At 44.9% G+C, this 25,139-nt stretch carries 13 protein-coding genes; 1 reads left to right on the top strand and 12 read right to left on the bottom strand.

Annotated elements, in window-relative coordinates; all coding sequences use genetic code 11:
• Positions 1 to 96 precede the first annotated feature (96 nt).
• Positions 97 to 1,386: an McrC family protein gene (locus AC23P2_RS00885; protein WP_487771448.1), complete on the top strand. Its 1,290-nt coding sequence runs from the start codon at positions 97 to 99 to the stop codon at positions 1,384 to 1,386.
• 39 nt (positions 1,387 to 1,425) lie between these two features.
• On the opposite strand, the gene lpdA is transcribed toward AC23P2_RS00885, so the two are convergent.
• The 12 genes from lpdA to AC23P2_RS00945 form a co-directional block, all read right to left on the bottom strand.
• Positions 1,426 to 2,829 (bottom strand): dihydrolipoyl dehydrogenase, encoded by a 1,404-nt coding sequence (lpdA, locus tag AC23P2_RS00890; RefSeq protein ID WP_472488861.1) that lies wholly within the window; start codon positions 2,827 to 2,829, stop codon positions 1,426 to 1,428.
• A gap of 7 nt (positions 2,830 to 2,836) precedes the next feature.
• Positions 2,837 to 3,292, bottom strand: a complete 456-nt coding sequence (locus tag AC23P2_RS00895) for a hypothetical protein (RefSeq protein WP_487771449.1) — start codon at positions 3,290 to 3,292, stop codon at positions 2,837 to 2,839.
• The gene (locus AC23P2_RS00900) at positions 3,289 to 4,317 is read right to left on the bottom strand and encodes an AAA family ATPase (protein WP_487771450.1); all 1,029 of its coding nucleotides are present in this window, start codon (positions 4,315 to 4,317) and stop codon (positions 3,289 to 3,291) included. Before AC23P2_RS00900 ends, AC23P2_RS00895 begins: the two co-directional genes overlap by 4 nt.
• A 53-nt stretch (positions 4,318 to 4,370) precedes the next feature.
• Positions 4,371 to 5,918, bottom strand: coding sequence for a 2-oxoglutarate dehydrogenase complex dihydrolipoyllysine-residue succinyltransferase (gene odhB / locus AC23P2_RS00905; protein ID WP_487771451.1), 1,548 nt, complete (start codon positions 5,916 to 5,918; stop codon positions 4,371 to 4,373).
• A 48-nt stretch (positions 5,919 to 5,966) separates the two neighbouring features.
• Entirely contained in the window at positions 5,967 to 8,741 is a 2,775-nt protein-coding gene (locus AC23P2_RS00910; RefSeq protein WP_487771452.1) for a 2-oxoglutarate dehydrogenase E1 component, read from the bottom strand.
• A gap of 83 nt (positions 8,742 to 8,824) precedes the next feature.
• Positions 8,825 to 9,742: a PorP/SprF family type IX secretion system membrane protein gene (locus tag AC23P2_RS00915; RefSeq protein ID WP_487771453.1), complete on the bottom strand. Its 918-nt coding sequence runs from the start codon at positions 9,740 to 9,742 to the stop codon at positions 8,825 to 8,827.
• Positions 9,743 to 9,903: 161 nt separating this feature from the next.
• A complete protein-coding gene (locus AC23P2_RS00920) occupies positions 9,904 to 11,004 on the bottom strand; it encodes a TlpA family protein disulfide reductase (RefSeq protein WP_487771454.1) in 1,101 nt (366 codons plus the stop codon).
• 66 nt (positions 11,005 to 11,070) lie between these two features.
• Entirely contained in the window at positions 11,071 to 13,068 is a 1,998-nt protein-coding gene (locus tag AC23P2_RS00925; RefSeq protein WP_487771455.1) for a carboxypeptidase-like regulatory domain-containing protein, read from the bottom strand.
• A 171-nt stretch (positions 13,069 to 13,239) separates the two neighbouring features.
• Positions 13,240 to 13,860 (bottom strand): hypothetical protein, encoded by a 621-nt coding sequence (locus tag AC23P2_RS00930; RefSeq protein WP_487771456.1) that lies wholly within the window; start codon positions 13,858 to 13,860, stop codon positions 13,240 to 13,242.
• Between the two features lie 119 nt (positions 13,861 to 13,979).
• Complete coding sequence (locus tag AC23P2_RS00935; RefSeq protein WP_487771457.1) at positions 13,980 to 16,364, bottom strand: carboxypeptidase regulatory-like domain-containing protein; 2,385 nt, start codon at positions 16,362 to 16,364, stop codon at positions 13,980 to 13,982.
• A gap of 101 nt (positions 16,365 to 16,465) precedes the next feature.
• Complete coding sequence (locus AC23P2_RS00940) at positions 16,466 to 17,470, bottom strand: PorP/SprF family type IX secretion system membrane protein (protein WP_122932248.1); 1,005 nt, start codon at positions 17,468 to 17,470, stop codon at positions 16,466 to 16,468.
• Positions 17,471 to 17,475: 5 nt separating this feature from the next.
• Positions 17,476 to 25,092 carry a T9SS type B sorting domain-containing protein gene (locus AC23P2_RS00945; RefSeq protein ID WP_487771458.1) on the bottom strand — a complete coding sequence of 2,539 codons (7,617 nt, stop codon included), beginning with the start codon at positions 25,090 to 25,092 and terminating at the stop codon, positions 17,476 to 17,478.
• Positions 25,093 to 25,139: the final 47 nt, after the last annotated feature.

The following is a 25,139-nucleotide window of genomic DNA, read 5'->3' on the forward strand; positions in this document are numbered from 1 at the left end:
GGGAATCTCTTTCCCCTCTGTAATCAATCATCATATAATTAGGGACAAAGGTAATTGATTTTTACTAATTTAGCAAGTGTGACTCTAACTTATGCTATGCCACAGCACTTTACCCTTCCCGAATACGGGTACATCCGAAAAGCATCTATTGCACTTCGCAACGAACAAAAAGAAACACAGTCCGTTGTTTTTGTTCCTGACCGAGTTTTTGAACTAATGAAACAACTTTCTTTTCGGGGGAATGCCGAACCGATTCTAAGTTATGGGGTCCAGAAAGGGCAAGAGTTTATTCGGCTCAAAAATCACGTAGGATTACTACAACTATCCGACGGAACCCACATTGAAATTTTACCTAAAATTTCTGACTTCGCTAAGGTACCAGAAATGCGATTGGCACTGCTTCGAATGCTAAGAACAGTGCCTGACTTACCCTTTCATCGACTTTCGCAAGCGCAATTGCAGCAGGTACACTTACCAGTTTGGGAGATTTTTATCTGCGCGTTTATTGCTGAAATTGAACAATTGACCCGACAAGGGATTCAAAAAGCGTACGAAACGGTAGAAGCACAAAGTCGTTTTTTGAAGGGGAAATGGCAGTATCATCGCCAAAATCACGCTCATCCCGAATTATTAGCCGTTGAACACGACCAGTTTATCGCCGATATTTTACCCAATCGATTGCTCAAAACCTGCATTGATTTTTTGGCTAAACGAAGTCAATACCTACCCAATCAGGCCAAACTACGAAAGCTGCGTTTTATTTGGGACGAAATACAACCCTCCTCTATGCTGGCAGAAGACTTTCAAAAGGTTAGTCATTTGCCAAGAAGTTTCGACCGTTATTCCCAAGCTTTAAAATGGGCTAAAATCCTGCTGCTGACTCAATCGTGGAGTACCTTCGGAGCAAACACTAACGAGTCGCTTTTATTTCCCACCGAACAATTGTTTGAACGATATGTAGCACAAGGCTTTAAACGATATTGTCAAGAATACGAAGTTGTTTATCAAGAAACAGCCCACTACTTACTTCAACGCCACGACGGGAAACCCCAATTTAAACTACGCCCCGACTTGGTTTTGCGCTTTGAGGAACAAGTCATTGTTATCGACATCAAATGGAAACGCATTGCCCCTGATGCGCCCAATTATGGCATCGACCAAGCAGATTTGTACCAACTCTACGCCTATGGTCAAAAATATCGGGCAACCGAGTTGTATTTGCTCTATCCTGCTCACGAAGGCTTTACCACTCCTCTCCCCGCTTTCCGTTTTGATGATACGCTTCAGTTAATCATTCTGCCCTTTGACATTACCCAACCTTTATCGACGGCCATCGAAACAGTTCGAGCAATTATTGACCATCAAAAAAATACCCCGACAAGCTAGCTCATCGGGGTATCCATACTGTTGTTATTAATTCAGTTACTAAGCATTCAAGGCGCGGTTGCCAGTAGCAGCCAAACACGCTTCTTTAAACGCTTCGGTATAAGTCGGGTGCGCGTGCGACATGCGACTAATGTCCTCGGCCGAAGCACGGTATTCCATCGCTACCACGGCTTCCGCAATCATGTCGGCAGCGCGTGGGCCAATGATATGAGCGCCCAAAATTTCGTCAGTTTCTTTATGAGCCAATACCTTAACCGTACCGTCGATGTCCATACTAGCGCGGGCACGTCCTAAGGCTTTGAACGGAAATGAACCAGACTTGTAAGGCACACCTTTGGCTTTGAGTTCTTCTTCAGTGCTTCCGACACTTGCTACCTCTGGCCATGTATAAACAACGCCTGGAATTAGCGAATAGTTAATGTGTGGTTTTTGACCCACGATGGTTTCTGCCACAAATACGCCTTCCTCTTCGGCTTTGTGGGCGAGCATTGCTCCGCGAATCACGTCACCGATGGCATAAATGTTAGACACTTTGGTCTGAAGTGTATGTTCGTCCACTTCGATTTTTCCACGTGCGTCGGTTGTCAAGCCTGCATTTTCGAGGGCCAATCCATCGGTAAATGGCCGACGTCCTACGCTCATTAAGCAGTAGTCACCCGTGAAAGTAACCGTTTCTCCTTTCGGATTTTCGGCTGTTACTACCACTTCATCGCCAGTATTTACCACCGTTTTTACTTTGTGGCTCAAATAGAAATCAGCACCAAGCTTCTTCATGCTACGTTGAAGCTCTTTGCCCATCGTACTGTCCATGGTAGGAATCATGGCCGAAGCATACTCTACAAAGCTCACTTTGGCACCGATACGTGCATAGACCGAGCCTAATTCTGCCCCAATCACCCCTGCGCCAATCACGATAAGGTGCTTAGGAACTTCTTTCATTTGAAGGGCTTCGGTAGAAGTAATGATGCGTTGTTTATCGATGGTGATACCAGGCAGTGACGAAGGTTTCGAGCCTGTGGCGATAACGATATTTTTTGACGTCACCATTTCAATTTCGCCCGAATCTTTGGTCACCTTCACCGTGTTTTTATCCACGAAAGAGCCTTTTCCTTGGTAAACGTCGATTTTGTTTTTCTTCATCAAAAACTCTACCCCTTTGCACACTTGGCTAACCACCTCGCTTTTGCGGGCAATCATCTGTGCCAAATCGACTTGCAAGTTTTCGAGCTTGATACCATGTTCAGCAAAGCTGTGCGCCGCATTGTGGTAATGTTCCGACGAGTCAAGCAATGCTTTTGAAGGAATACAACCTACATTAAGGCAAGTTCCTCCAAGCGTTTTATATTTTTCGATGATGGCCGTTTTTAAGCCTAATTGAGCACAACGAATGGCACAGATATAGCCTCCTGGCCCTGAACCGATAACGATAACGTCGTATTGCATTGGTTAGTTATGAATTTAATAAAGATTTCAAATATAGGATGGATTCATTTTCATGGCTTTCTAGATAGGTAAGGAGCGTTTTCCATTGGGCGATACGAGTATTTAGAACTTTATGCAGCTGATTAGGTTTATCAGGAAGTCCAAATTTTGTAATATCTAGTTTTGCCCGCTGACAAACAAGAATAATCCATGTCTCCAATTTCGGACAAATCATTATGATACTATTGTCCATTTTTCTATCGTAAAAAAGCTTAATTTGATGCTTTTCTTCTTTAAGCTCCAACCCTCTAATGTACTTCGGCTGGGCTATTTCTGGGTCTTCTTCAATCAACCCTTTCACGCTTGAATTTCTGGCTACCTTTTTACAAACTTCACCTTTATCGTCTTCATGCCTAACTTCCTTTCTAGTAATACCCAAAGTCATTACCAAAGCTTCATCAGGATTACACTCTAAAAAAATCATGCTTGTGGTAAAAATAAGTCCAAATTAAAGAACATTCCTGTATCCATAGAGGCCAGTTCCTCTATTTCCTCATTTGATAAAAGGCGCAACTTGGTTTCGTAATTGTCCATATAAGTAATATATACAGCCAACTCTCGTATCGGTGTTTTAAAAATTAACGAACCTAAGAAATACGGGTTATGAGTCGCAATAAAAAACTGATTCTCTGATTCATTTTGGGCGATTAGTTCAGCCAAGTATTTATTATAAAATGGAAATATATTTGATTCAGGCTCTTCAAATAATAGTGCTGATTTTTTATTACTCTCCAAAGCCGCTATGTAAAACATGAGCCGTTGCAAAGTATCCGAAAGAGACGTATAAGGATATGTATATACAACATCCTTAAACTCTTTTAGCATGTTAATCTCTTTTCTTTCTACGTCTAAATTTAACTTATAACCTTTTGATTTTAATATTTCAGCAATAATTTCTCGCACGCTAGGATTAAAATGGATGACATCATACAAGTTTTCTCCGTGAGGGGGGTACAAGAAAAAACCATTTTTTGCCACAAATTTTTTAACATTTTGAAACCTATATGGCTTAAAATATAGCTCTTTACTCTCTTCGTAAGTTTTAAAATAAGCTTTCCAGCTTTCGTACCCACTTGGCAATTCGTAATCATAAAGCTGATCAACAGTCACTCCGCTATTCTTTATTCCGAAATAGTAGTCTTTGGGTTCGTTAGAAAAAGTATAATTTAAGACGCTTACGTTTTTACCAAATTTATACGTGAGACAATCTCCATCAGCCTGAACTTTAATCGAATCCTGAATCTGATTATCATAAAACATGTCGGACATTCTCTTAAAACGAACTAACTGGCGAATATCTCGTACGTGTCCAAAAGCAAACATCCCTAATGCTTCCAATATATTAGATTTACCAGTATTCGGCTCTCCAATGAAGACGTTAACTCGCCTAGTATCGAAAGTTAAGTCCCTTATCGACTTAAAATTTTGGATGCGTACGTTATCAATCATATTGTAAAAAAAGCGTCCTGTAAAAAATTACAGGACGCAGGTTGTTTATTTTTTTAGACTTCCAATAACAAACGAGTTGGATCTTCAAGGATTTGCTTCACACGTACCAAGAAGCTCACTGAGTCACGGCCGTCGATGGTTCGGTGGTCGTAGCTAAGTGCCACGTACATGATAGGACGTACCACGATTTCGCCATTTACGACTACTGGACGTTCTACGATGTTGTGCATTCCCAAAATCGCCGACTGTGGCGCGTTGATAATCGGAGTCGAAAGCATCGAGCCAAAAATACCACCGTTGGTGATGGTAAAAGTTCCGCCTTGCATTTGATCGATGGTCAACTTGTTGTCACGCGCTAAGCCTGCCAAACGAATGATTTCCTTCTCGATTTCGGCGAAGGTCATTTTTTCAGCATTGCGGACAACAGGCACAACCAAACCACGGTCAGTAGAAACGGCGATTGAGATGTCTGAGTAGTCGTTATATACCACTTCTTCACCATCGATGAACGAGTTTACGACAGGGAACTCCTGTAACGCAATCGCACACGCTTTAGTGAAGAACGACATAAAGCCGAGGCCAACACCGTGCTTTTCTTTGAATTTATCTTTGTATTTGGCGCGTAGTTCCATGATAGGCTTCATGTCCACCTCGTTGAAGGTTGTCAACATGGCCGTTTCATTTTTCACTGCTACCAAGCGGCGAGCAATGGTCTTACGCAATGATGTCATTTTTACGCGACGCTGTCCGCGTGGGTCGGCAGCTTTTGGAGCGGCAGGTGCAGCAGGTTCAGCTTTTGGAGCGGGGGCAGGCGTAGCTGCTGCTGGCGCTGCAACTTGCGCTTTTTCGGCGTCTTCTTTGGTAATACGTCCACCAACACCTGAGCCAGATACATCCGATGCACTAATGCCTTTTTCCGAAAGAATTTTGGCGGCTGCAGGCGATGGATGACCCGAGGCATAACCACTTGCCGATGCCACTGGCGCAGCAGCTGGTGTTTCTACGGGAGCTGGGGCTGGAGCAGCAGATTGACTAACCCCTCCTCCTACTTCGATGCGGCAGATGGTCGCACCAATAGGCAAGGTAGCACCTGCTTCCGCAACGATACGAAGGGTTCCTGCGGCTTCGGCAGGAAGTTCAAACGTTGCTTTGTCCGATTCGAGTTCGCACAAAACTTCGTCCAATTGTACTACATCGCCGTCTTTTTTGTTCCAGTTCGCAATCGTCACCTCTGTAACTGACTCGCCCACCGTTGGCACTTTCATTTCAACCACCTTAGCCGCTACGGGTGCCGAAGCAGCAGGGGCAGGTGCCACCGCTACTGGAGCGGGTGCGGGTGTAGGAGCGGGTGCAGGTGCCGCAGCAGACGCTTCGATAACACAAATCAAACCACCAATCGGCAGAACATCTCCTTCTTGTGCTTTGATACGCAATACGCCATCGGCTTCTGACACTACTTCAAAAGATGCTTTATCAGAGTCTAAGCTGCATATTACTTCATCACGCTTGACGCTTTCCCCGTCTTTTTTCACCCAAGAACCAATGGTTACTTCGGTGATAGATTCCCCAACGGTTGGGACTTTTATTTCAATTTGTGACATCCTTCTTATTATCCTTTACGTGCTGAGGCACAAGTTAATCGTTTATTGTTATTTTCCAGCAAAAGCTTGTTCGATGAGGTCGGCTTGCTCCACCGTATGAATTTTCATGTAACCCGTCGCAGGTGATGCACTTGCTTTGCGGGCAATTACACTTCCTAAACCAATTTCTGGGAACTCGCGTAGGATAAACGACCAGTAACCCATGTTTTCTGGCTCTTCTTGCACCCATACAACTTCGGCTTTTTTGTACTGAGCCAAATGCGCTTCAATTTGCTTTTTAGGGAACGGATGCAATTGCTCAACCCGAATGATAGCCACGTCTTTGCGTTGGTCTTTTTGCTGTTTGTCGTACAACTCCCAGTAAATTTTACCAGTACACAACAACACTTTTTTCACCTTTTTAGGGTCAGCGTACGTATCGCCGATGGTTTCTTGGAAACGACTTCCTTCCAAGAAATCGCTCATTGGAGAAACCGCCATTGGGCTACGTAGCATCGACTTAGGCGACATCAAAATACACGGCTTACGGAACGGCGTCGTTAGCTGACGGCGCATCATGTGGAACAAGTTGGCAGGGGTCGTGATGTTACACACGTACATATTATACTCAGCCGAAAGAATCAAGAAACGCTCTGGACGGGCGCTTGAGTGCTCAGGGCCTTGGCCTTCGTAGCCGTGTGGAAGAAGCATCACTAAGCCGTTCATGGCATTCCATTTTGACTCGGTGGCCGCAATAAACTGGTCAATCATGATTTGGGCACCGTTGGCAAAATCTCCGAACTGTGCTTCCCAAATCACCAATGCGTGAGGGTTTGCCATCGCATACCCGTATTCGTAGCCCATTACTCCATACTCTGAAAGCAATGAGTTATAAATTTCAAATTTACCTTGTCCTTCACCAATGTAGGCCAAGCTGTTGTGCGTAGCATTGGTTTCGCTTTCGTGCAATACCGCATGACGGTGAGAAAAAGTTCCGCGCTGTACGTCTTGCCCTGTCATACGAACCGTTCTGCCTTCGGCCAAAAGCGAACCGTAAGCCAACAACTCCCCTGCGGACCAGTTGAAAGGTTTTTCGCCCGCAAAAATCTGCTTGCGTTCTTCCAACACTTTTTCAATTTGTTTCAACACCTTGAAATCGGCAGGAAGGCTAGAAAGGGCTTTACCCACTTTCTCAATTACCTCTTTGGAAATACCTGTTTCGGGCGATTGCTCAAAATCTTCAGGTACTGAGCGGCGCAATTCTGCCCAATCACGTTCGAGTTTTGGACGCTCGTACAGCAATTGCTTTTGTTTTACTTTTTGTAACAGCTCTTGCAACTCTCCCTCCAACTCAGCACGCATTTGGTCGGCAATCTGCGCATCCAATTCACCACGTTCTGTCAATTCTTTCAAGTACAAATCGCGGCCGTTGAGTTGTTGTGAAATTTTAGCGTACATCGTCGGCTGCGTGAAGCGCGGCTCATCCGATTCGTTGTGGCCGTATTTGCGGTAACAAACCATATCCACAAATACATCACGGTTAAACTCCTGACGGAATTCTACCGCTACTTTCATCACAAACGCCACTGCTTCTGGGTCATTTCCATTGACGTGGAAAATAGGCGCGTCCACAATTCTGGCAATGTCCGAGCAATAAATCGACGAACGGTCGTCTTCATGGTCGGTGGTAAAACCTATTTGGTTATTGATGACAAAATGCAACGTTCCTCCTGTATAATACGCAGGAAGATTCGACATTTGTGTTACTTCATATACAATGCCTTGTCCAGCCACGGCGGCATCACCGTGAATCAAGATTGGCAATACTGGATCATATTTATCTTGACCAGGAATGTGGTTGTAGTGCTCATCCGCGCGGGCACGCACGTATCCAACTACCACTGGATTGACCGCTTCCAAGTGCGACGGGTTTGGCATTAGCTTGAGGCTCACGCGTTTACCTTCGGGCGTCTCGATTTGGCTCTCGTAACCCATGTGGTATTTTACGTCACCATCGCTAAACTCATCCAAGACCACGTTTTCTTCAAACTCATTGAACACTTGCTCGTAAGGCTTGTGCATGATGTTGGTCAATACATTGAGGCGGCCACGGTGTGCCATCCCAACAACCACCTCTTCCACGCCCAACTCTGCCCCACGGTTGATGGCTACATCCAACGCAGGAATGGTCGCTTCTCCACCTTCGAGCGAGAAACGCTTTTTGCCCAAAAACTTGGTATGTAAGAAGTTCTCAAACGTAACGGCATCGTTCAATTTTTCTAAAATACGTTTCTTCTGTTCAATCGTCGGATTGAAGTTAAGAAACTCATTTTCAATCTTTTCACGCAACCAACTCTTCACTTTACGGTCACGGATGTATTGGTATTCAAAACCAATTTTACCCGTATAAACTTTTTGGAGAGCGGTAACGATCTCACGGAGGGTAGCCGCACGGCCAAACACCTCAATACCTGCTTCAAAAACAGCATCTAAGTCTGCATCTGAGAGGTTAAAATCCGACAAATCGAGTTCTGGATAGCGATTTTTACGAGGCCCGAGTGGGTTGGTTTGAGAAGCCAAATGCCCCCGTTGGCGGTACCCTCTGATAAGGTGTACAACCTCCATTTCTTTGCGTGTATGGCTAGCCGAGACGGGCTTTTCGGTTGTAGCCGTTCCGTTTCCATTCAGTGTAGGCTTTGAATCACCATATTTGAGTGAAAATTCAAACCCTTCAAAGAAACGTTGCCAGCTTAAATCAACGGAATCAGGTTGTTGTTGGTATTTTTGGTACAACTCTTCAATGTACGCAGCTTCTGAATTCGCTATATATGAGTATTTTTCCATTTAAAAACCACTTAGTTTCAGGGGCGCAAAGTTAGCTTTGAATTTGTAATTAATTGCAAAAATCGTATAGTTTTAGCAAAAATCTAATCTCTTTGAGGATTCGGTTGAAGGGTAAAAACAATTTCATGGATTCCCTTTCCTACTCCTGCGATGTTATTGGTTTGGGCGTTAAAATCTTCTACTCGACGAGAACTATACGCATAACCAACCCGAATGTTCTTCGATATGTCGTAAGCAAGCAGTGCTTGCCAGTAAGTTGTACTGCCAAATCGAACCGATAACCCGCCCGTAAAGCGGTCTTGTACAGTAGCAATGGCGTTTAAATCAAGGCGCATTTTTGCTTTTTCGGGCTTGGTAAGAAGTAGAGATGGCTTGACAATGATTCCGTCGCTTACTTCTGATTTCATACCCAATTGGACAAAAATGGGGCGTTGGTAATTGATTAATCCGCTGGTGCTGTTGTATCCGTACTGCTGTTTGAGGATTTCGGGCATCGACACTCCTCCAAAAAACGTTTCATCTTCGTAATAAATTCCAACTCCTGCACTGGGCAGCGCTTTATTGATATTTCCGCCCGTATTGAGCACATCGCGGGCGGGTAATACGTTGATTCCACCCAATGCTCCAATCGACAATTTTTGGTAGTCCGAAATTTTATGAATGTAGCTGATACTCCCAAAAACAGCCGTGTTGGCCGACACGCGGTCGTTTAGCCCTTGCAACCCTAAGCCAATTTTTCCGTTCGCTACGGTTCCGTCCATGGCAAACGACTGGGTAATGGGCAGCCCTTGCACTCCCGCCACAAATTGGCGCCGCAATACAGCGTTGAAATGGAAGGTTTCACGGACACCCGTCGCGGCGGGGTTAATCGCCAGTGGATTTACCAAATACTGGGCATACTGCACTTCGCGCTGGGCCTGGGCGTGGTGAACGGTTAGCAAGAAGCAGGAAGCAGTTAGCAGTAGTAAGGAGGCTGTTTGTTGTAAATATCGTTTTTTCATTATTACATGAGTTGATTCATTCATCAACGCAAAAGAAAGCAGGAATCTTGCCAAACACAACAAAAAAAGCAGAAGTCCTTGCGAGCTTCCGCTTATGGGTAAATTTAAAGCTATTTTTTTAGCGTATGAAGTGTCCCAACTTGATAAACAAAGCAGTGTTATCAATTACCAAGCAATATTTCTCTTACGTCCTTCAAAATACGCGAATCACCTCTTTTGATGATTTTTAGATTTTTGTCCAGTAAAAAGTACGTTGGATAAAACGTGATATTCAACTGTTTTGCTAACGTTTTGTCTCCCAGACGTAACTCCTCTATTTGCGTCCAACCAATGTCCTTCTTCTTGAGAAGCGCGCGGAGCTGCGCACTGGGCACTTCATTTTCTCCCGCAATCCCTATGATTTGAAGACGTGACGCGTCAAATGTCGTGTATAGGTTTTGTAACTCAGGAATCGCCTTGATGCACGGCCCGCACCAGCTCCCCCAAAAATCTAATAAAATGTAATCCGATTTTATTTCCGACAAGTTGACTTCTTTGTCCTCAATACTCATCGTCTTAAACGGCCGAATGCGAACCCCTTCGCCCACACTCTCTATTTTCTTGATTTCATCCACAATTGCTTTGTGAAACGGATGGTTTCCCCAAGCAGCTGCGTACGCTTGCAGTTGCTCATTACATACACTTTTGGGCCAAGCTCTCCATCGGCCTGCTAACAAATAAAGATCTAAAAAATTTCTGCGGGACGCAAAAATGATGCTATCCAACTGTTTGTTTAGCTCTTCAATCGCTTGGTTAGACTTTTGTAGGTATTTTTCTCCCCCTAACGTATCCCCTGCTGCTAGTAATTTATTGTACTCAATTGTATTTGCTACCAATTTATCGCGCACTGGCAATACCATATTTTTATCAAAATCATCCCATTCGGTTGTTAACGTGCTGCCTTTGACAGTAAACTTACTGGATTCATCAAAGGCCAATTCCACGTCGCGCTCCCAAACAAAATCTTTGTACGTTTCTGCCACTTTGTTGACAGTTACACTATAAAACGTCAGAGGTGAATTTTTACGATTTAGTGTCGCTGTTCCTTTCGGAGCGATTGTGAGTGAATCAAATGGTTGGTGCGATTTATACCTTCCCATTACTTCCACTTGAACAGTAATAGGCTTTTCGGTCGCATTGCGAATAGTCAGGGTTTGTCCAGTAGCTTTCAGGCTTCCTATCATCATCCCAATAAGAATTACAAAGAATGGTTGTGGTTTCATTGTACTGTTTGTTTTTACTGTATTTGACTTGTTTTTGAGTAAATAAAAATGGATTGTGTTATGGTTTTACCGAACCCGAAATTCATGCGAGAAAGGCTGGCTTTCGGCGGTTAGGCCGTTGATGGTCACGTAATAGGTAGTACCTCTGGGCAATGGAAAACGAACCGTCGTCTCTCCCTCTTTTGACAACTCCGTACTGGGCTGCCAATAAAACAACTTTCCCTCGTTGACAGAAGCCGTTGGGGCATTGGAGTGACTGACCGCCCGCTTTGTCACTACGTTGATAGCGCCATTTTTACCGCGCAACCCCAACAACGGATTCGCGTGTTTGATGACTTCAATGCGTTCTACTTCGCTCACGGGAATAGTGCTGAGACTCTGTAGCGTTCCGTAAGGAATGCCATCTAGTAAAAAAAGCGGTTCGTCTTCGGTGGCAGCGGTAGCGCGTAGGCTATATCCTCCACCCCTGATTCGAACTCCCTTTCGGTTGAAGCCCCCGTTGTCCGTCGTCTCAAAAATGTCAATGCCTGGCACTTTACTTTGCAGGGCTGTGACAACATTCCCCGAAATAATATCTCGAAGGTCTTTGCTTTCTACTACGTAATCTATTTTTCCCAACAAGGTCTGCGTGGCACGTTTGTTTTGCTTGACTTTCACCTTGACTTCTTCGAGGGTGATGGTGTTGGGGGCACTCGCGAGCGTTGATGTATCCGCCATGGCCATTACTGGCAGTGAAGTATCCGCGCTTGTTGCTTGGGTATCTTCGATGATGGCAATGGATACGCTTCCTCTCACGGGCGTCCCATTCGTTTTTTTTACCTGAATCCTAAAAAGGATGGAGTCGCCTTCAAACGAATGTTTAACCGATACCAACGGCGGTGGCGGCGTTTCCAAAGCACTTAAAATGGGCGACGGAGCCTCCTGTTTGGGTAATAACAGTTGCCAATTAGAGTTTTCGACCAGCGGCTCAGGGTCAAAATCCAAGGGCAATAAATCGGCCATTCTTCGCTCGGCTATCTCCCCCGCCCATTCGCTACTATTCGCATCAAAAAGCAAGCCCGAGGTCGTCACTTCTGCTTTACCGCCTTTGAGACGTAGCCACGATACGGCAAAGGGTGCATCTTGGTACGTACCTATTCGCGACATTTGGTTGATGTTCAAGATTTCTATTTCATTCCGAATGTATAGTTCTCGTGAAGTCGGCAATTTCCCCATTCGTACGGCAGCAGTATCATTGAATGGAAACAACCGTTTTCCTAACTGTGGGTTTAAATGCGTAAACGTTGTTTTTTCGCGGTACGTAGGACTGACTTCATACACCACAAACCCTTCTTGTTTGAGTTTGTTTTGGGACAAAGCTTTCAAGAAATGACGCTCCGACCCTTCATAAGCCCGTTGACGATTTTCGGCGACTTTCTTTTGTTGTTTGGGGTCGCTGAGTTTCATTTCCTCAAACCGCGCCAGACCCGCAAAGCTACTACGTATAGAGGAAATCGTTCCTCGTTGAAGTTCAAAGAAAATAGTGTATCCCAAGGCTTTGTTTTCCAGCAGAATGGGCTGTTTGGCCGACGCTTTAAGCGCATCGCCGTCTTCCTCAAAATCGACTACCCAGGCGTTTGTGATTTTGGTGTGTCGCGCATTTTCTCCCGTTCCGACAAACGCCTTCTCAAATTTTTTGAATTGTTTGAGCCACGTTTGGTCGCGCGTACCTTTAACGGCTACTTCGGCAATGGATTGCTGGGCGGGCGCCAACGACACGGGCAACCGCAGGGAATCCCGCTGGGAATACACCATTTTTTGACGAAAAGTAGTGTAACCCACCAACGACACCACCACCTCAACGCTGCCCCCCTTTATGTGCTGAAAGATGTTTTTGAGGGTAAAATTTCCCAATGTATCGGTTTCGGTCGCTTTGGAGGTATTGCTTACGAACACCACCGCAAAGGGTACGGGGGCTTTTGTTTGCGCGTCTATGACCTTCCCCACGAGCGTTTGGGCCGCCGCGTCAAGAAACAAACAAAACACTAACCCGACGATTAACGTCCTTTCCCAGAATCTGTACATACGACTTCGTGATTAGCGTTGCAGCTATTCTGAGAAAGTTAGTGAATATAAAAGTAGTTAGCAACTATTTTTATTGGGTAAAACAATAAATGCCAGAAAGGTACTATCGGACGAAGGAACTGAGGCGATAGTTCGGAGCTCGCCCGCGACTACGCTAAACTGTTCAATATGCTATTCATTTGCTCCAATGAAGGCTGAAAAATGTGACGGTTGAAAGCGAAGGGTATCAGGATATTCAGATTTACTTCCTTTACGGGTACGGATAAAAGTCATCGTAAACTCACCTTCAATATAGCCAGTTGCTCTGTCTATTTTTGTTAGCTGAATATAATTTTTTTCCGATTTAAGCACTTCATACGTATCCTTCCCTACATCGTATTCATTCGTGTAAAATCGGGCAGTGGGAATTGTATCTGGACGACAGGCAGTTATTGTTCCCAATAGTTCAAATTTTCCTAATTTGTACGGAATCGCGCCGAAAGAAAGGGTTTCAAAGTTATTTCTATCAAATCTCCCAGTGCCTTTTTCTTCGTAATAACGATAAAATGAAAGAAATAAGAAATTTTTGTAAAGCGTATCTAACCGTTCAGCCCAACAAGTGGAACAGGAGGTTTGAGTTAAAATAGGAATTCCATTGGGTAGCGTATAATTCCAAGGTTTCCCCTGCATAGTAATTTGAGCCGAATTTCGAGGTAGAGCTTTCACCTCCTCTTTATCTTTCTGGCACGCCATTAACAGGCATATACAAACCCAACTAATCAGTAAAGTAGTAGGTATTTTTAGTGTTTTCACGGCGATTCTGGGTAGCTGTAGTTCTAGATATTTGAAAAGATAAATAAAGCTACTAAAAAAAAGCAGAGGCTCTCTCGAACCTCTGCTTTTCTAATAACTCACCTTCAAAACATTTATTTCTATAAACTCAGGATTTTGATTTCGGTACGACGGTTTTGTTGGTGCTCTTCTTCTGTACACCCAATGCCGTCTTTGCACTTGTTGACCAGTTTACTTTCACCGTAACCCGCCGCAATAATCCGCTTTGAATTAACTCCCTGTTTTACAATGTACGCTACCGCCGATTTTGCCCGCTGCGTTGAGAGCGTCTTGTTGTACTTGGCCGAGGCACGGCTATCGGTATGCGACCCAAACTCAATTTTCATTTTCGGGTATTTTTTCATCAGGTCAACCAGCTTATTGAGCTCTACCGTTGCGTCCGAACGAATATCCCATTTGTTGAGGTCGTAGTAAATATTATCAATTTTGATAACGTCACCTTTTTCAAACATCGTAATGTTAGCCTCGGTCGTTTCGCCACCTTTGACTTTGCTGCCCATCGTGCCCAAGTTATCTTTCATGGCTTCGATTGAGTAATCGCAGCCAATAGGTACCTCAAATTTATAGCTTCCGTTTTCGTCCGTCACTGACTCTTGTGTCGAGCCGTCGCATTCGTTGTGGAGCAATACTTTTACGCCAGGAATGGGTTTACGTTCTTTTTGCGTCGTTACCAACCCGCGCAACGTAAAGGTCTTAGGACCCGTGTTTTTAGGCTTTGCTTTGTCGAGCGGGATTTCCAATTTTACCAGCTCCGAAATATCAAGGTCTTTGGTGGTAAAATTGCGGGTATTGTTCAAATAGCCCTCGCTCGACGCTTTAAACACAAAATCAATGTCGCTATCCAAGCACAAACGAAGGTTTCCTTCGCTGTCGGTCGTCATTGTTTTTGACTCTGGCGCGCTTTCATCTTTGCTGATAACTTCTACATCCACGTTGGCCAAGGCGTTCTTGGTTTCAGCGTCAAACACGTTTACAATGATGTCTTGGCAAGGGTCTAGCGGCCCCGAGCGCTCAAAACGGTACAAATCGTCGTCGGCACCACCGTTGCGGCGGTTACTGCTAAAAAAGCCACTTTTACGCTCACCGTCAGTAATAAGTCCAAAATCATCTTTGGTTGAGTTGATAGGCTCACCAAGGTTTTTTGGTTTTTTGGCCATTACGCCTTCGATGAGTTTGGCATAAAACATGTCCAGTCCACCAAGTCCTGCGTGACCATCTGAAGAGAAATACAAGTTTCCTTGCTCATCGGCAAACGGGAACATTTCGTTGCCTTTGGTGTTTACGGCTGGACCCAGATTAACGGGCACCGACCAATTGTTGTTTTCGTACTTGCTGACGTAAATATCGGTTCCACCAAAACCACCTGGCATATCGGAGACAAAATACAACAACTTATCGTCCTTCGACAAGGCAGGATGCCCTACCGAATATTCATCGCTATTGAAAGGTAGTTCTTTGATTTTCCCCCAGTCGCTGCCTGTTTTATCGGCGATGTACAGTTTCAATTTATTCACACCGTCTTTGCTCGTTTTGTACTTGCCATCCAAGTAATTATTACGAGTAAAGAGCATTTTGCTTCCATCTTTGAAGAAAGCCACGGGGCCTTCGTGGTATTTTGAGTTGATAGCTTTCCCCATGTTTTGCGATTCAATTTTCGCATTTTGAAGAGGGTCAGGTTTTCCAGCACTCGTTACTTTAAAGTTCCCTGGCGTATTCGAATCGTTGGCTGTTCTTTCGGTATATTCATCCGCGCCAAGTAAATACACGCCTTTGCCTTTGGCCGCTCTTGCGGTGGTTTCAGAACCACCTACACGGCTTGTTTTAGCGGAGTTGACCACCGACAAATCAGGAATTTCGTACAAATCTAAAAACGCGGTTTGGTTCCAACCGTAGGTTCGTTTGATGTTTACGCCTTCATTTCTTGAAGACACAAACACCAAGCCTTTTTTATAATAGGTAGGGCTAAATTCGGCTCTGTTGGTGTTTATATTATCAAGCGCCTCAATCTTATAACTTGTTTTATTTTTTTTAAGCTTACTTACATCGCCGTAAAGTTTTGTAAATTCTTTGCCACGGGTGTCATCTTGTTGCGCTTGGCTATAGCGCTCATACATGTCTTTTGCCTCATCGTATTTGCCATTGCTTGCCAATGCCTGAGCGTAGTACAAATAGCTACTTGCTTGGCTTTTAGGAATACTTTTTGTTTCTCCAAACAAAAGTCGATACACGCGTTCGGCATTTTGGGTATCTCTAATTTGGTGATAACTATGCCCTAGTTTAACGAGCGTATTTACTTTAGTAGAGTCTTTTAGGTTGTCTTTTAATGACTGCTCATAAAGCTCGATAGCCTTCGAATAGGCCATCATTTCATATTGGCGATTTGCGTGACTCAACGTCGTCTGGGCCTTCACTTCAACACATGCAAGCGCAACTACCAATAGAGTCGATAAGATAGACGTCTTCATAATTCCAAAATTTGGGTAAAGAAAAAGGTATATTCCCCTGTTGGCGTTGCAATACCCCTTCATGAAGAATATACCCTTAACTAGATTTTACTATTGAACCCTTAGAAATAACGTGGAGTAAGAATCTTACTCTTGCTGAATCCGAATTCGTAACGCAGCATAATTTCGTGGGTTGGGATGTTCAAAAACTTACGACTTTGATTGAGGTTGTTACGAGTCCAGTCGTACGAGTATCCCAATCGGAATTGATCAGAAAGCTGAAGCTCAATCATTCCTACGAGTGCGTCGCCTTTCATGATGCTACCATCAGGAAGTTGTTGAATTTTGCCCGCATAAGTTGAAAAGCGATTGTGACGATACGACACCCCAAAAGCGATACGGTCGTTGAACCACAAGTTCATGTTTCCATCCAACGATAGCCCCGCGCCATTTACGTAGCGAACCATCATTGAGGGTTTGAGTTTAACCGAGTTACGGCCTACGACAAACCCACCCATTGCGTACAAGTGGCGACGTACTTTCGCACGTTGGTCGTTGTCATAATCATTCAAATTGTTCTCAATCAAATAAGGTACTGACACCCCGAGATATGAGCGGTCGTTGCTCAGGTAAATACCCGTACCGAAGTTTGGCAGAATTTTCGAGATATTACTAGCAAAAGCAGGATCGGATAAGTTATTTCCTAAATCTGCCTTGGCCAAATCCCAGCGAAAATTCATGGCACCACCCTGCAAACCTAATGCCAAAGTTGTACGTTCGCCAACTTTAATTCGGAAAGCGTAAGAAAGCATCGCACCTGTCCAGTTTTCGAGACCAATTTGGTCGTTGAACAACTGCAAGCCCAACCCTACTCTTTCGCGGTTTACGGGCATATCAATACTGAAAGTTGCGGTTTGGGGTGCGCCTGTCATTCCGCCCCATTGGTTACGGTAGAGTGCAGTAGCACTTAGCACGTCACGACTCCCAGCATACGCGGGGTTCAAGGCCATCATGTTAAACATGTACTGCGAGAACAACTTGTCCTGCTGGGCCCAGGTTTTACTGCTGCTAATCAGAGCGATTAGCAGCAGTAAGAACGCATACTTTTGTTTGATGAGGTTGATCATCGTTATTAGCGGTTAATGGTCATAAATCGACTTGACTTCTTAATCTCGCCGCCGTTTTGGTCAATCAGAACTACGTTGTAGAAGTAAGTTCCAGCAGGTATGCTCTGATTACTTGTTCCAATACCTACGTTTGAAGTACCTTCCCAATCGTTGTTATAATCGTTGTTACGATACACCAAGTTCATCCAGCGGTTATAGATTTCTAATACAATCTTCGTGCCAGATGGGTGACGAATGACAAATTTATCATTGATACCGTCGCCGTTTGGTGAGAAACCTTCTGGGATAAACATACCGCCATCCGAAGGAATCACAATTGGAGTAAACTCAGACTCAGCTGCACCTGTTGGGTCGTTGTCGTTGTTCAAATCTGGGTTCAGACCGTTTGTTGACAAGTCTGTTACCGTATTCTGACCAGCGAGGGCTGTTCCAAGGGCGCGGTTTTGGTACGGTGTCAAACGTCCATCCGTTGTCACATTGATTGTGAAGAACAACGAATCAGTACGTCCACCTGCCAAGCGGCTTTGTTCTGCAATCAAGAGATTAACATCACGAAGACCATCAAAGTCAGGATTGATACGTAGCGTGCTTGAGTCATTTGCCGTCGGTGTTCCAACCAATTGATAGCTTGCGCCAGTCAATGAGCTATATACTTTCGACAATGAGTCAGATACCTGAACGTTCGTCAATGTACCCGTTCCGTAGTTTTTGAGCATAACACGGTAAGTGATGTTCAAGCTACCATCGCCTTTGCGCAAGGTATCTTTGATTGACATCGCAAGACCGAGTAAGCCTTTACCTGGAGTCGAGTTAAGCGATACTGGTGTCGATTCGCTGTTGTTACGTGGATCAAGGTCATTGTCAGGGTCAGCATTTGAACCTACCGTTGACGTATCCGACGTTGCAACCCCTGCTTGGGTGAGTGCCGAACCAATCGCAATGTTATTGAACGTTGTTACCGAATCTGGGTTGTACAACGATACAATCACTGCAAGCTCGATTTTACGCGACGCACCTTTTGGCAATGAGCTCAACGAATCTACCAACATGTTAGTAAGGAGACCTTGGCCAGTGTAGTTAGATTCAACTACGAATCCTTCTTCAGCAGTCACAAGTGGTTTACCAATAATAGCTGCTTTTGTTCCAAATGTAAGACCTAAGTCGTCTTTTACTTGAACCTTTGTAAGGTCATTTGTACCCAAGTTCGTTACAGTGATTGTGTATGGAATTTTGAATGTTCCATTTTCGAGCAATACTGGTGAACCTGCTGACTTAGACAAACCAATCAAGTTGCTTGGCAAATCGAAACGTACTGCTGTAGAAGTGCTTGCAGGAGCATCCACCACTGTACCTTTGTTTGACACATCAGATACTGGTGTTCCGCTTCCATCGCCACTTGCTACTACATTGCCAGCAAACGGTCCGTAGTTGCCGTTAGGCTTGATATTTACAACTACTGTAATCACCTCTTCTGCACCTACTGCGAGTGCGCTTCCAGTGCCTAAGATGTTCTTATCAGTCGTTCCGTTGTAGTTGGTATTTGGAACCAATGTACTTCCACTAGCTACTGCTGGAGCGCCTACTACGGTGAACGTAGCTGGTGCGCCAATTTGGCTAGTCAAGCTATCCGCAATTGCTACATTCGTAAGTGGCACATTTCCTACGTTTTTAACCGTAATCTTGTACGTTACGTCATAGCTTTCATCGCTTCCTTCACCTTTCTTCGTGATGTTATCAACCGCAAGCGCAACACCGATAGCTGGGCTAACTGTACCATCGCTTACTACGATACTTACCGAAGATTGGTTGTTTGAAGTAGCTGGGTCAACTTGGTCAGCATACGTAATCAAGGCTTTGTTCGTCACTTGGTTACCTGCTTTGATTGCTTTCGCTACGACCGTCAATGTAGCCGAATCTCCCGATGCCAACGTTGCAATACGTGTGGTAAGTGTACCGTTTGATGCTGTCATTCCTGAAGTAGAAACTACTTCGAGTTCAGCTGGCATTACGTCACGTACATCCACGTTAGTTGCGGTATGAGGGCCACCGTTTTTCACTACAATTTTATAGGTTACTTGCTCACCTAAGCTTACAACCGACTTGTTAGCCGTTTTTGCAATGCTCACATCTGAACGAAGCGTGTCAGTAGCACAGTCGAAGATTTTCACTTCAACTGCTGCTGGCGCACTGTAGCATCCATCTTTCTTGTAGTAGATGTAGTACGTACCAGCTCCAACTGCTTCTGGTGTTCCGACCAAGCAAGTGCAAAGGCGTTCGGCAGCCGAACGGAATTCCGTAGTGTAGTTTGAACCACCTTCAATCGCTTTTGTCAAATCCACTGTAGTACTTGGGCAAGTATTACGCATGTTTTTCACGATTGGCGTTGGTACCGACTTCACTACTACTGTAATGTAAGCAGAGTTAACTGAGCAGCAACGTTTAGCGTCCACCAAAGCGTAAGAGTAAGTACCTGGCTCAGTCACATTCCACTGTCTGATACCATCAGAGGCAGGGAACAACACTTTACCATCCTTAAACCATTTCACTTGGTAACCTTCTTCGCTTGCTTTCAATTTCACGGTGTCGCCTTGGCAGATAGTAATTGTTTGTGGCAATGTATCTGCTTTAAGCGTACCGTTTACGATGATTTGAGGTCTGAATTTGATACCTTCAAACACCAACTTCAAGTCATCTTTTCCTGCAACACACTTACCGTCACCGTCTGGATCGTTGGTGGTAAGGGTGAGTATTACGTCACCCTTAATCAAGTCTTCCAACGATGGATAATAAGTTGCATCAAGTGCAAGAGCGTTGCTGAAACGACCAGTACCGTTTGTTGTCCAAACAGCACTTGTCGCTACACCGCCAATCTTACCATTGAGTTTGTATTCAAGAGCCGCGCAGATTGAAGCATCTGCACCTGCATCCGCCGTAGCTGGATTAGTTTCGCATGGCGTAGTTTCGCAAGATGAAATCTGTACGTAAATCGCCACACCGTCGCTATAGCAGCCTGTTGTCGAGCGGAAGAATGCGTAGTAAGTACCTGCTACACCTACTGCCGATGGGTTCGATACCAACGGTGAGCTTGGTGTATTTCCTTGACGGAATTCAAGTACTAGACCCGAACCTGCCGTGTAGTTCTTAACAGCCGTTGCCAAATCAACCGTCTTCACTGGGCAAACATTGGCGATGTTTACTACCACTGGAGTGGTTACTTTCGGAGCTACTGAGACGTTCACTGGGTTCGATGCTACACTCTTACAAGCTTCATTGTTGCAGCAGTATGCTACATAAATGGTGCTTGCCGCTGGAACAATCGTGATTGAACTTCCAACTTGGCCATTTGACCATTGGATGTATCCATTACACTGGCTCGTTGTTGAGAGCGTTACTGACTCACCGAAGCACAAGCTTGTTTTCGATGCTGTAACCACTGGAGCTTCTGGTTTGCCAACCGTAATTGTGATTGGTGTAGAAGCCGAGCTAGTACAGTTACCTACTTTGCATGTGGCCGTGTAAGTAGTAGTTGTTTCTGGCGTTACGGTAATTGTGCTACCTGTAGCTCCATTTGACCACAACACTGTTCCTTCACAACCTGACGCTTTCAAGCTTACTGATTCGCCTTTGCAAATCAATGTATTCGATACCAAAATTGTTGGTGCATATACTTTCGTAACGACCACAGTCAAGGCATTCGATGCTTCGCTTGTACAATCACCTTTCTGACATACAGCTGTGTATGTAGTTGTACCTACTGGATTAACAGTGATGCTGCTTCCAGTTGCACCGTTTGACCAGTTGATTGTACCACCTTCACAACCAGTTGCAGTAAGCGATACTGGCGTACCTTCACAAACAACCGCCGCATTTGCAGCAATCACTGGTGCTGTGCAAGTCTTCACAGTTACTGTTACAGGAACTGATGCCGAGCTTACGCATACGCCTACTTTACATACTGCTGTGTAAGAAGTTGTTGAAGTTGGTATTACCACAATGCTTGCTCCTGTCTGACCATTCGACCAAGTGATTTCGCCTTCACAACCTGTTGCCGTCAACACTGATGATTCACCTAGCTTGATGCTCGATGGTGCAGCTGTTACGGTTGGAGGTGTTACTGGAATCACTTTGATGATGTAATCAGCCGAAACTGGGCTTGAGCACTCGCCTACTTTACAGATAGCAGTGTACGTAGTAGTTACAGCAGGTGTAGCTACAATAGCTGGTCCTGTTTGACCTGTTGACCACTGAACTATGCCTGCGCAGTTTTTCACTTCGAGTGTTACACTTTCACCTGGGCAGAGCTTGTCAGTGCTACAAACTACCACTGGTTTCTCTGGTGCAGGTACTACTGTTACGGTAGCCGTAGCTGGAGCACTTTCACACTTACCTACTTTACAGATTGCTGTGTAAGTAGTTGTCGTTGTTACTACTGCTTCGATGCTAGCTCCAGTAGCTCCTGTGTTCCAAGTAATTGTTCCACCGTTACATCCTGCCGCTGTCAACGTCACTTTCGTACCCGCACATACTGTTGATGATGGGCTTACAGTGATTGTTGGCGCTGTTGCGTTTTGACCTACTGTTACTGTTACGCTTGCTGGTGCGCTGTCGCACTTACCATTCACGCGGCAAGAAACTGTGTAAGTCGTTGTCGTTGCTGGAGATACTGTAATGCTTGCTACACCCGTTGCTCCTGTGCTCCACACATACGTGCCTGAGCATCCTGAAGCTGTGAGTACTGAGCTTTCACCTGCGCAGATGCTTGTGTTAGAAGCAACTACGGTTGGTGCAGCACCCGCTGTTGTTACAGTTACCTTCACTTTATTCGATTTAGGACTTTCGCAAGTTCCTACTTTACATACCGCTGTGTATTCAGTTGTAGCAGCTGGGCTTACTACAATTGAGCTTCCAGTCATACCGTTTGACCAAACGATTGTACCTTCACAAGTGCTGCTTGTTGTAAGCGTTGTGCTCTGACCTGCGCAAATCAACGTTGGTTCTGCTGCAATTGTTGGTGCAGTTGGGTTACCTACCGTGATTGTCACTGGAGCAGATGGAGCGCTTACGCACTTACCAATTGTACAAGTAGCAGTATAAGTAGTTGTAGAAGCTGGTGTCACCACGATGCTTGCACCTGATGCGCCATTTGACCACGATACTGTTCCTGTGCAACCTGCTGCTGTCAAGGTTACCCCTGAACCGTTACAAACTGCCGTAGCGCTTGCCGTTACCGTCGGTGCCGAAATTGGCGTTACAGTAATCACGTAGTCTTTCGAGCGTGACTTACATCCACCATTGTTGCAAACAGCCCAGTAAGCAGTTGTTGTAGATGGAGTTACCACAATCGCAGGACCAGTTTCGCCCGTTGACCATTCTACAATTCCTGTGCAGTTTTTCACTTCGAGCGTTACGCTTTCACCTGGACAAACTTTGTCTGTGCTACAGATAACCTCTGGTGTTGGACCGCCTGGAGTTACAGTGATTGTTACACTTGCTTTTGGACTTTCACACTTACCGATTTTGCAATAAGCAGTGTAAGTTGTCGTCGTACCTGGTGTTACTGTGATTTGAGCGCCTGTTGCACCTGTATTCCAGTAAAGTGTACCTGCACAATTAGCAGCTGTCAATACAACCGAGCTTCCCGCACAGATGGTCGTCGAAGGACTTACTGTGATTGTTGGCGTCGTTGGTGTATTTACATAAATCGTGATTACGTTTGATGGCACGCTTTCGCAACCATTTTTCTTACATGTTGCCGTGTAAGTAGTAGTAGTTACTGGACTAACAGTGATGCTAGAACCTGTTGCGCCGTTTGACCACATAATGGTACCACCTGCACAACCTACTGCATGAATTTCTACGCTTTCACTTGGACAGATATTCGTAGTAGCACAAGCCAAGATTGGCGGTTCTGGTTTCACGCAATCCACTCTAATCGTCACACTCGACGTATCGTTAGACGTTTTGCTTGGATCGTTGTCTGGGCTCTTCACAATCGCCGTGTTAGTAATTGTACCAACAGCGTTGATTGTTGCGCGGATTTTCAACGTACGGTTTGCACCATTCGCCAAGTTTCCAATAGTCCAAACACCAGAAGCAGCATTGTATTCAGCAGCTGGATCTGCACTTACAAACGTCAATGACGCTGGTAATACATCGCTTACTGTTACACTTGTAGCGTTTACTGGGCCATTGTTAGAAGCAACCACGTTGTACGTAATTGTTTGACCAACTGTATAAGGCCCTGCTTCTACTATTGATTTTGCCGCTGCCAAGTCAGTGAATTTAATACAAGGCTTGATTGTAAGTTTCAACAACGCGCCATTGCTATACTCACCGCATTTAGCTACTTCAAATAAGAAGTACTCGCCTGATGCACATACTTTCGTTGGATCAGCTACTTGTGTACCAGGTTTGTGGTCAAACGTAGTGTACCATTCGAAACGTCCACCTTCAGTGCGAATTTCGCTGTGGATGAAGCTAGCCAAGTTCACACACTCATCAGGACATGTATTTTCGCCCATACCACCACAAGTTGGTGTTGGAGGAATTGTACATGGCACCTTCACAGTGATAACCTCATCATCTTCATCATCTTCTTTCGGTGTACCTGTACCGTTGCCTGGAGTTGAGTCAGGATCAGGTTGGTCAGACTTGCTTACTTGAGCAAAGTTCTTGATGGTTCCTGAACCAGTTACTTTTACTACAAACGAAAGTGAAACAGTTGCACCAGAATCAATTTGAGCAATTTTTCCAGTCAACACTGAACCTGTCAATGTAAATGCAGCATCACCTGATACGTACTGCAATCCAGCTTTCAATGTATCTGTTACTTCTACATTGGTGGCTCTTGACGGCCCGCTGTTTGTTACTTTAATCGTATAAGTAACGTTATCGTTTTGATTTGGCGTTTTGTTGCTAACTGTTTTAGCTAAACTCAAATCAGCTGGGCATCTCTTAATAGTTACTTCTGCCAACGCACCGTTGCTGTAAACACCACAAGCAGCTACTTCAAACAAATAGTATTTACCAGAAGCACATACTTTTGTTGGATCAGCAACCAATGGGTCAGTTGGGCGTGGGCCTGTGCGCCACTCAAACTTACCACCAGGCGTACGAATATCGCTTGAAATGTGTGCCATTAAGTTCACACAAACTTCTGGGCAGTCATTCGTAATTGTACCTGTACAAGTTGGCGTTGGAGGAATTGGACAAGGTGCCAAGAATACTGGCTCGTCGTCATCATCGTCTTCACCACGTGTGAAGCCGTTGCCTGGCGTCGAATCCTTATCCTTCACAGTGTTGCCATTTCTATCTTTCGCATCTTTAATTTGAGCGTAGTTCGTCAAGCTTGTGCCTGTGAAACTTGCATTTACGCGTACCGTGATATCAACCGAAGCTGTTTGACCTGGTGCCAATGGGCCTGCAATCGCCGTGTTCAACGTCGCGATCTGACCCGCTGCTGTCCAATCTGCATCTGCCAACGTCATGCCTACTGGCAATGAATCTGACAATACAACGTTCGTTGCTGTCATCGAACCTTCGTTCTTCACTGTCAAAGTAAACGTCACCAAATCTCCTGGAGCTACATTTGGACTTTGACCTGATGCCAATGACTTCGTCAACGCTAAGTCGAATGTTGTCAAACCTGCATCAACTGTCAAATCACTGC

Source organism: Runella sp. R0.1_18 (assembly GCF_057652155.1).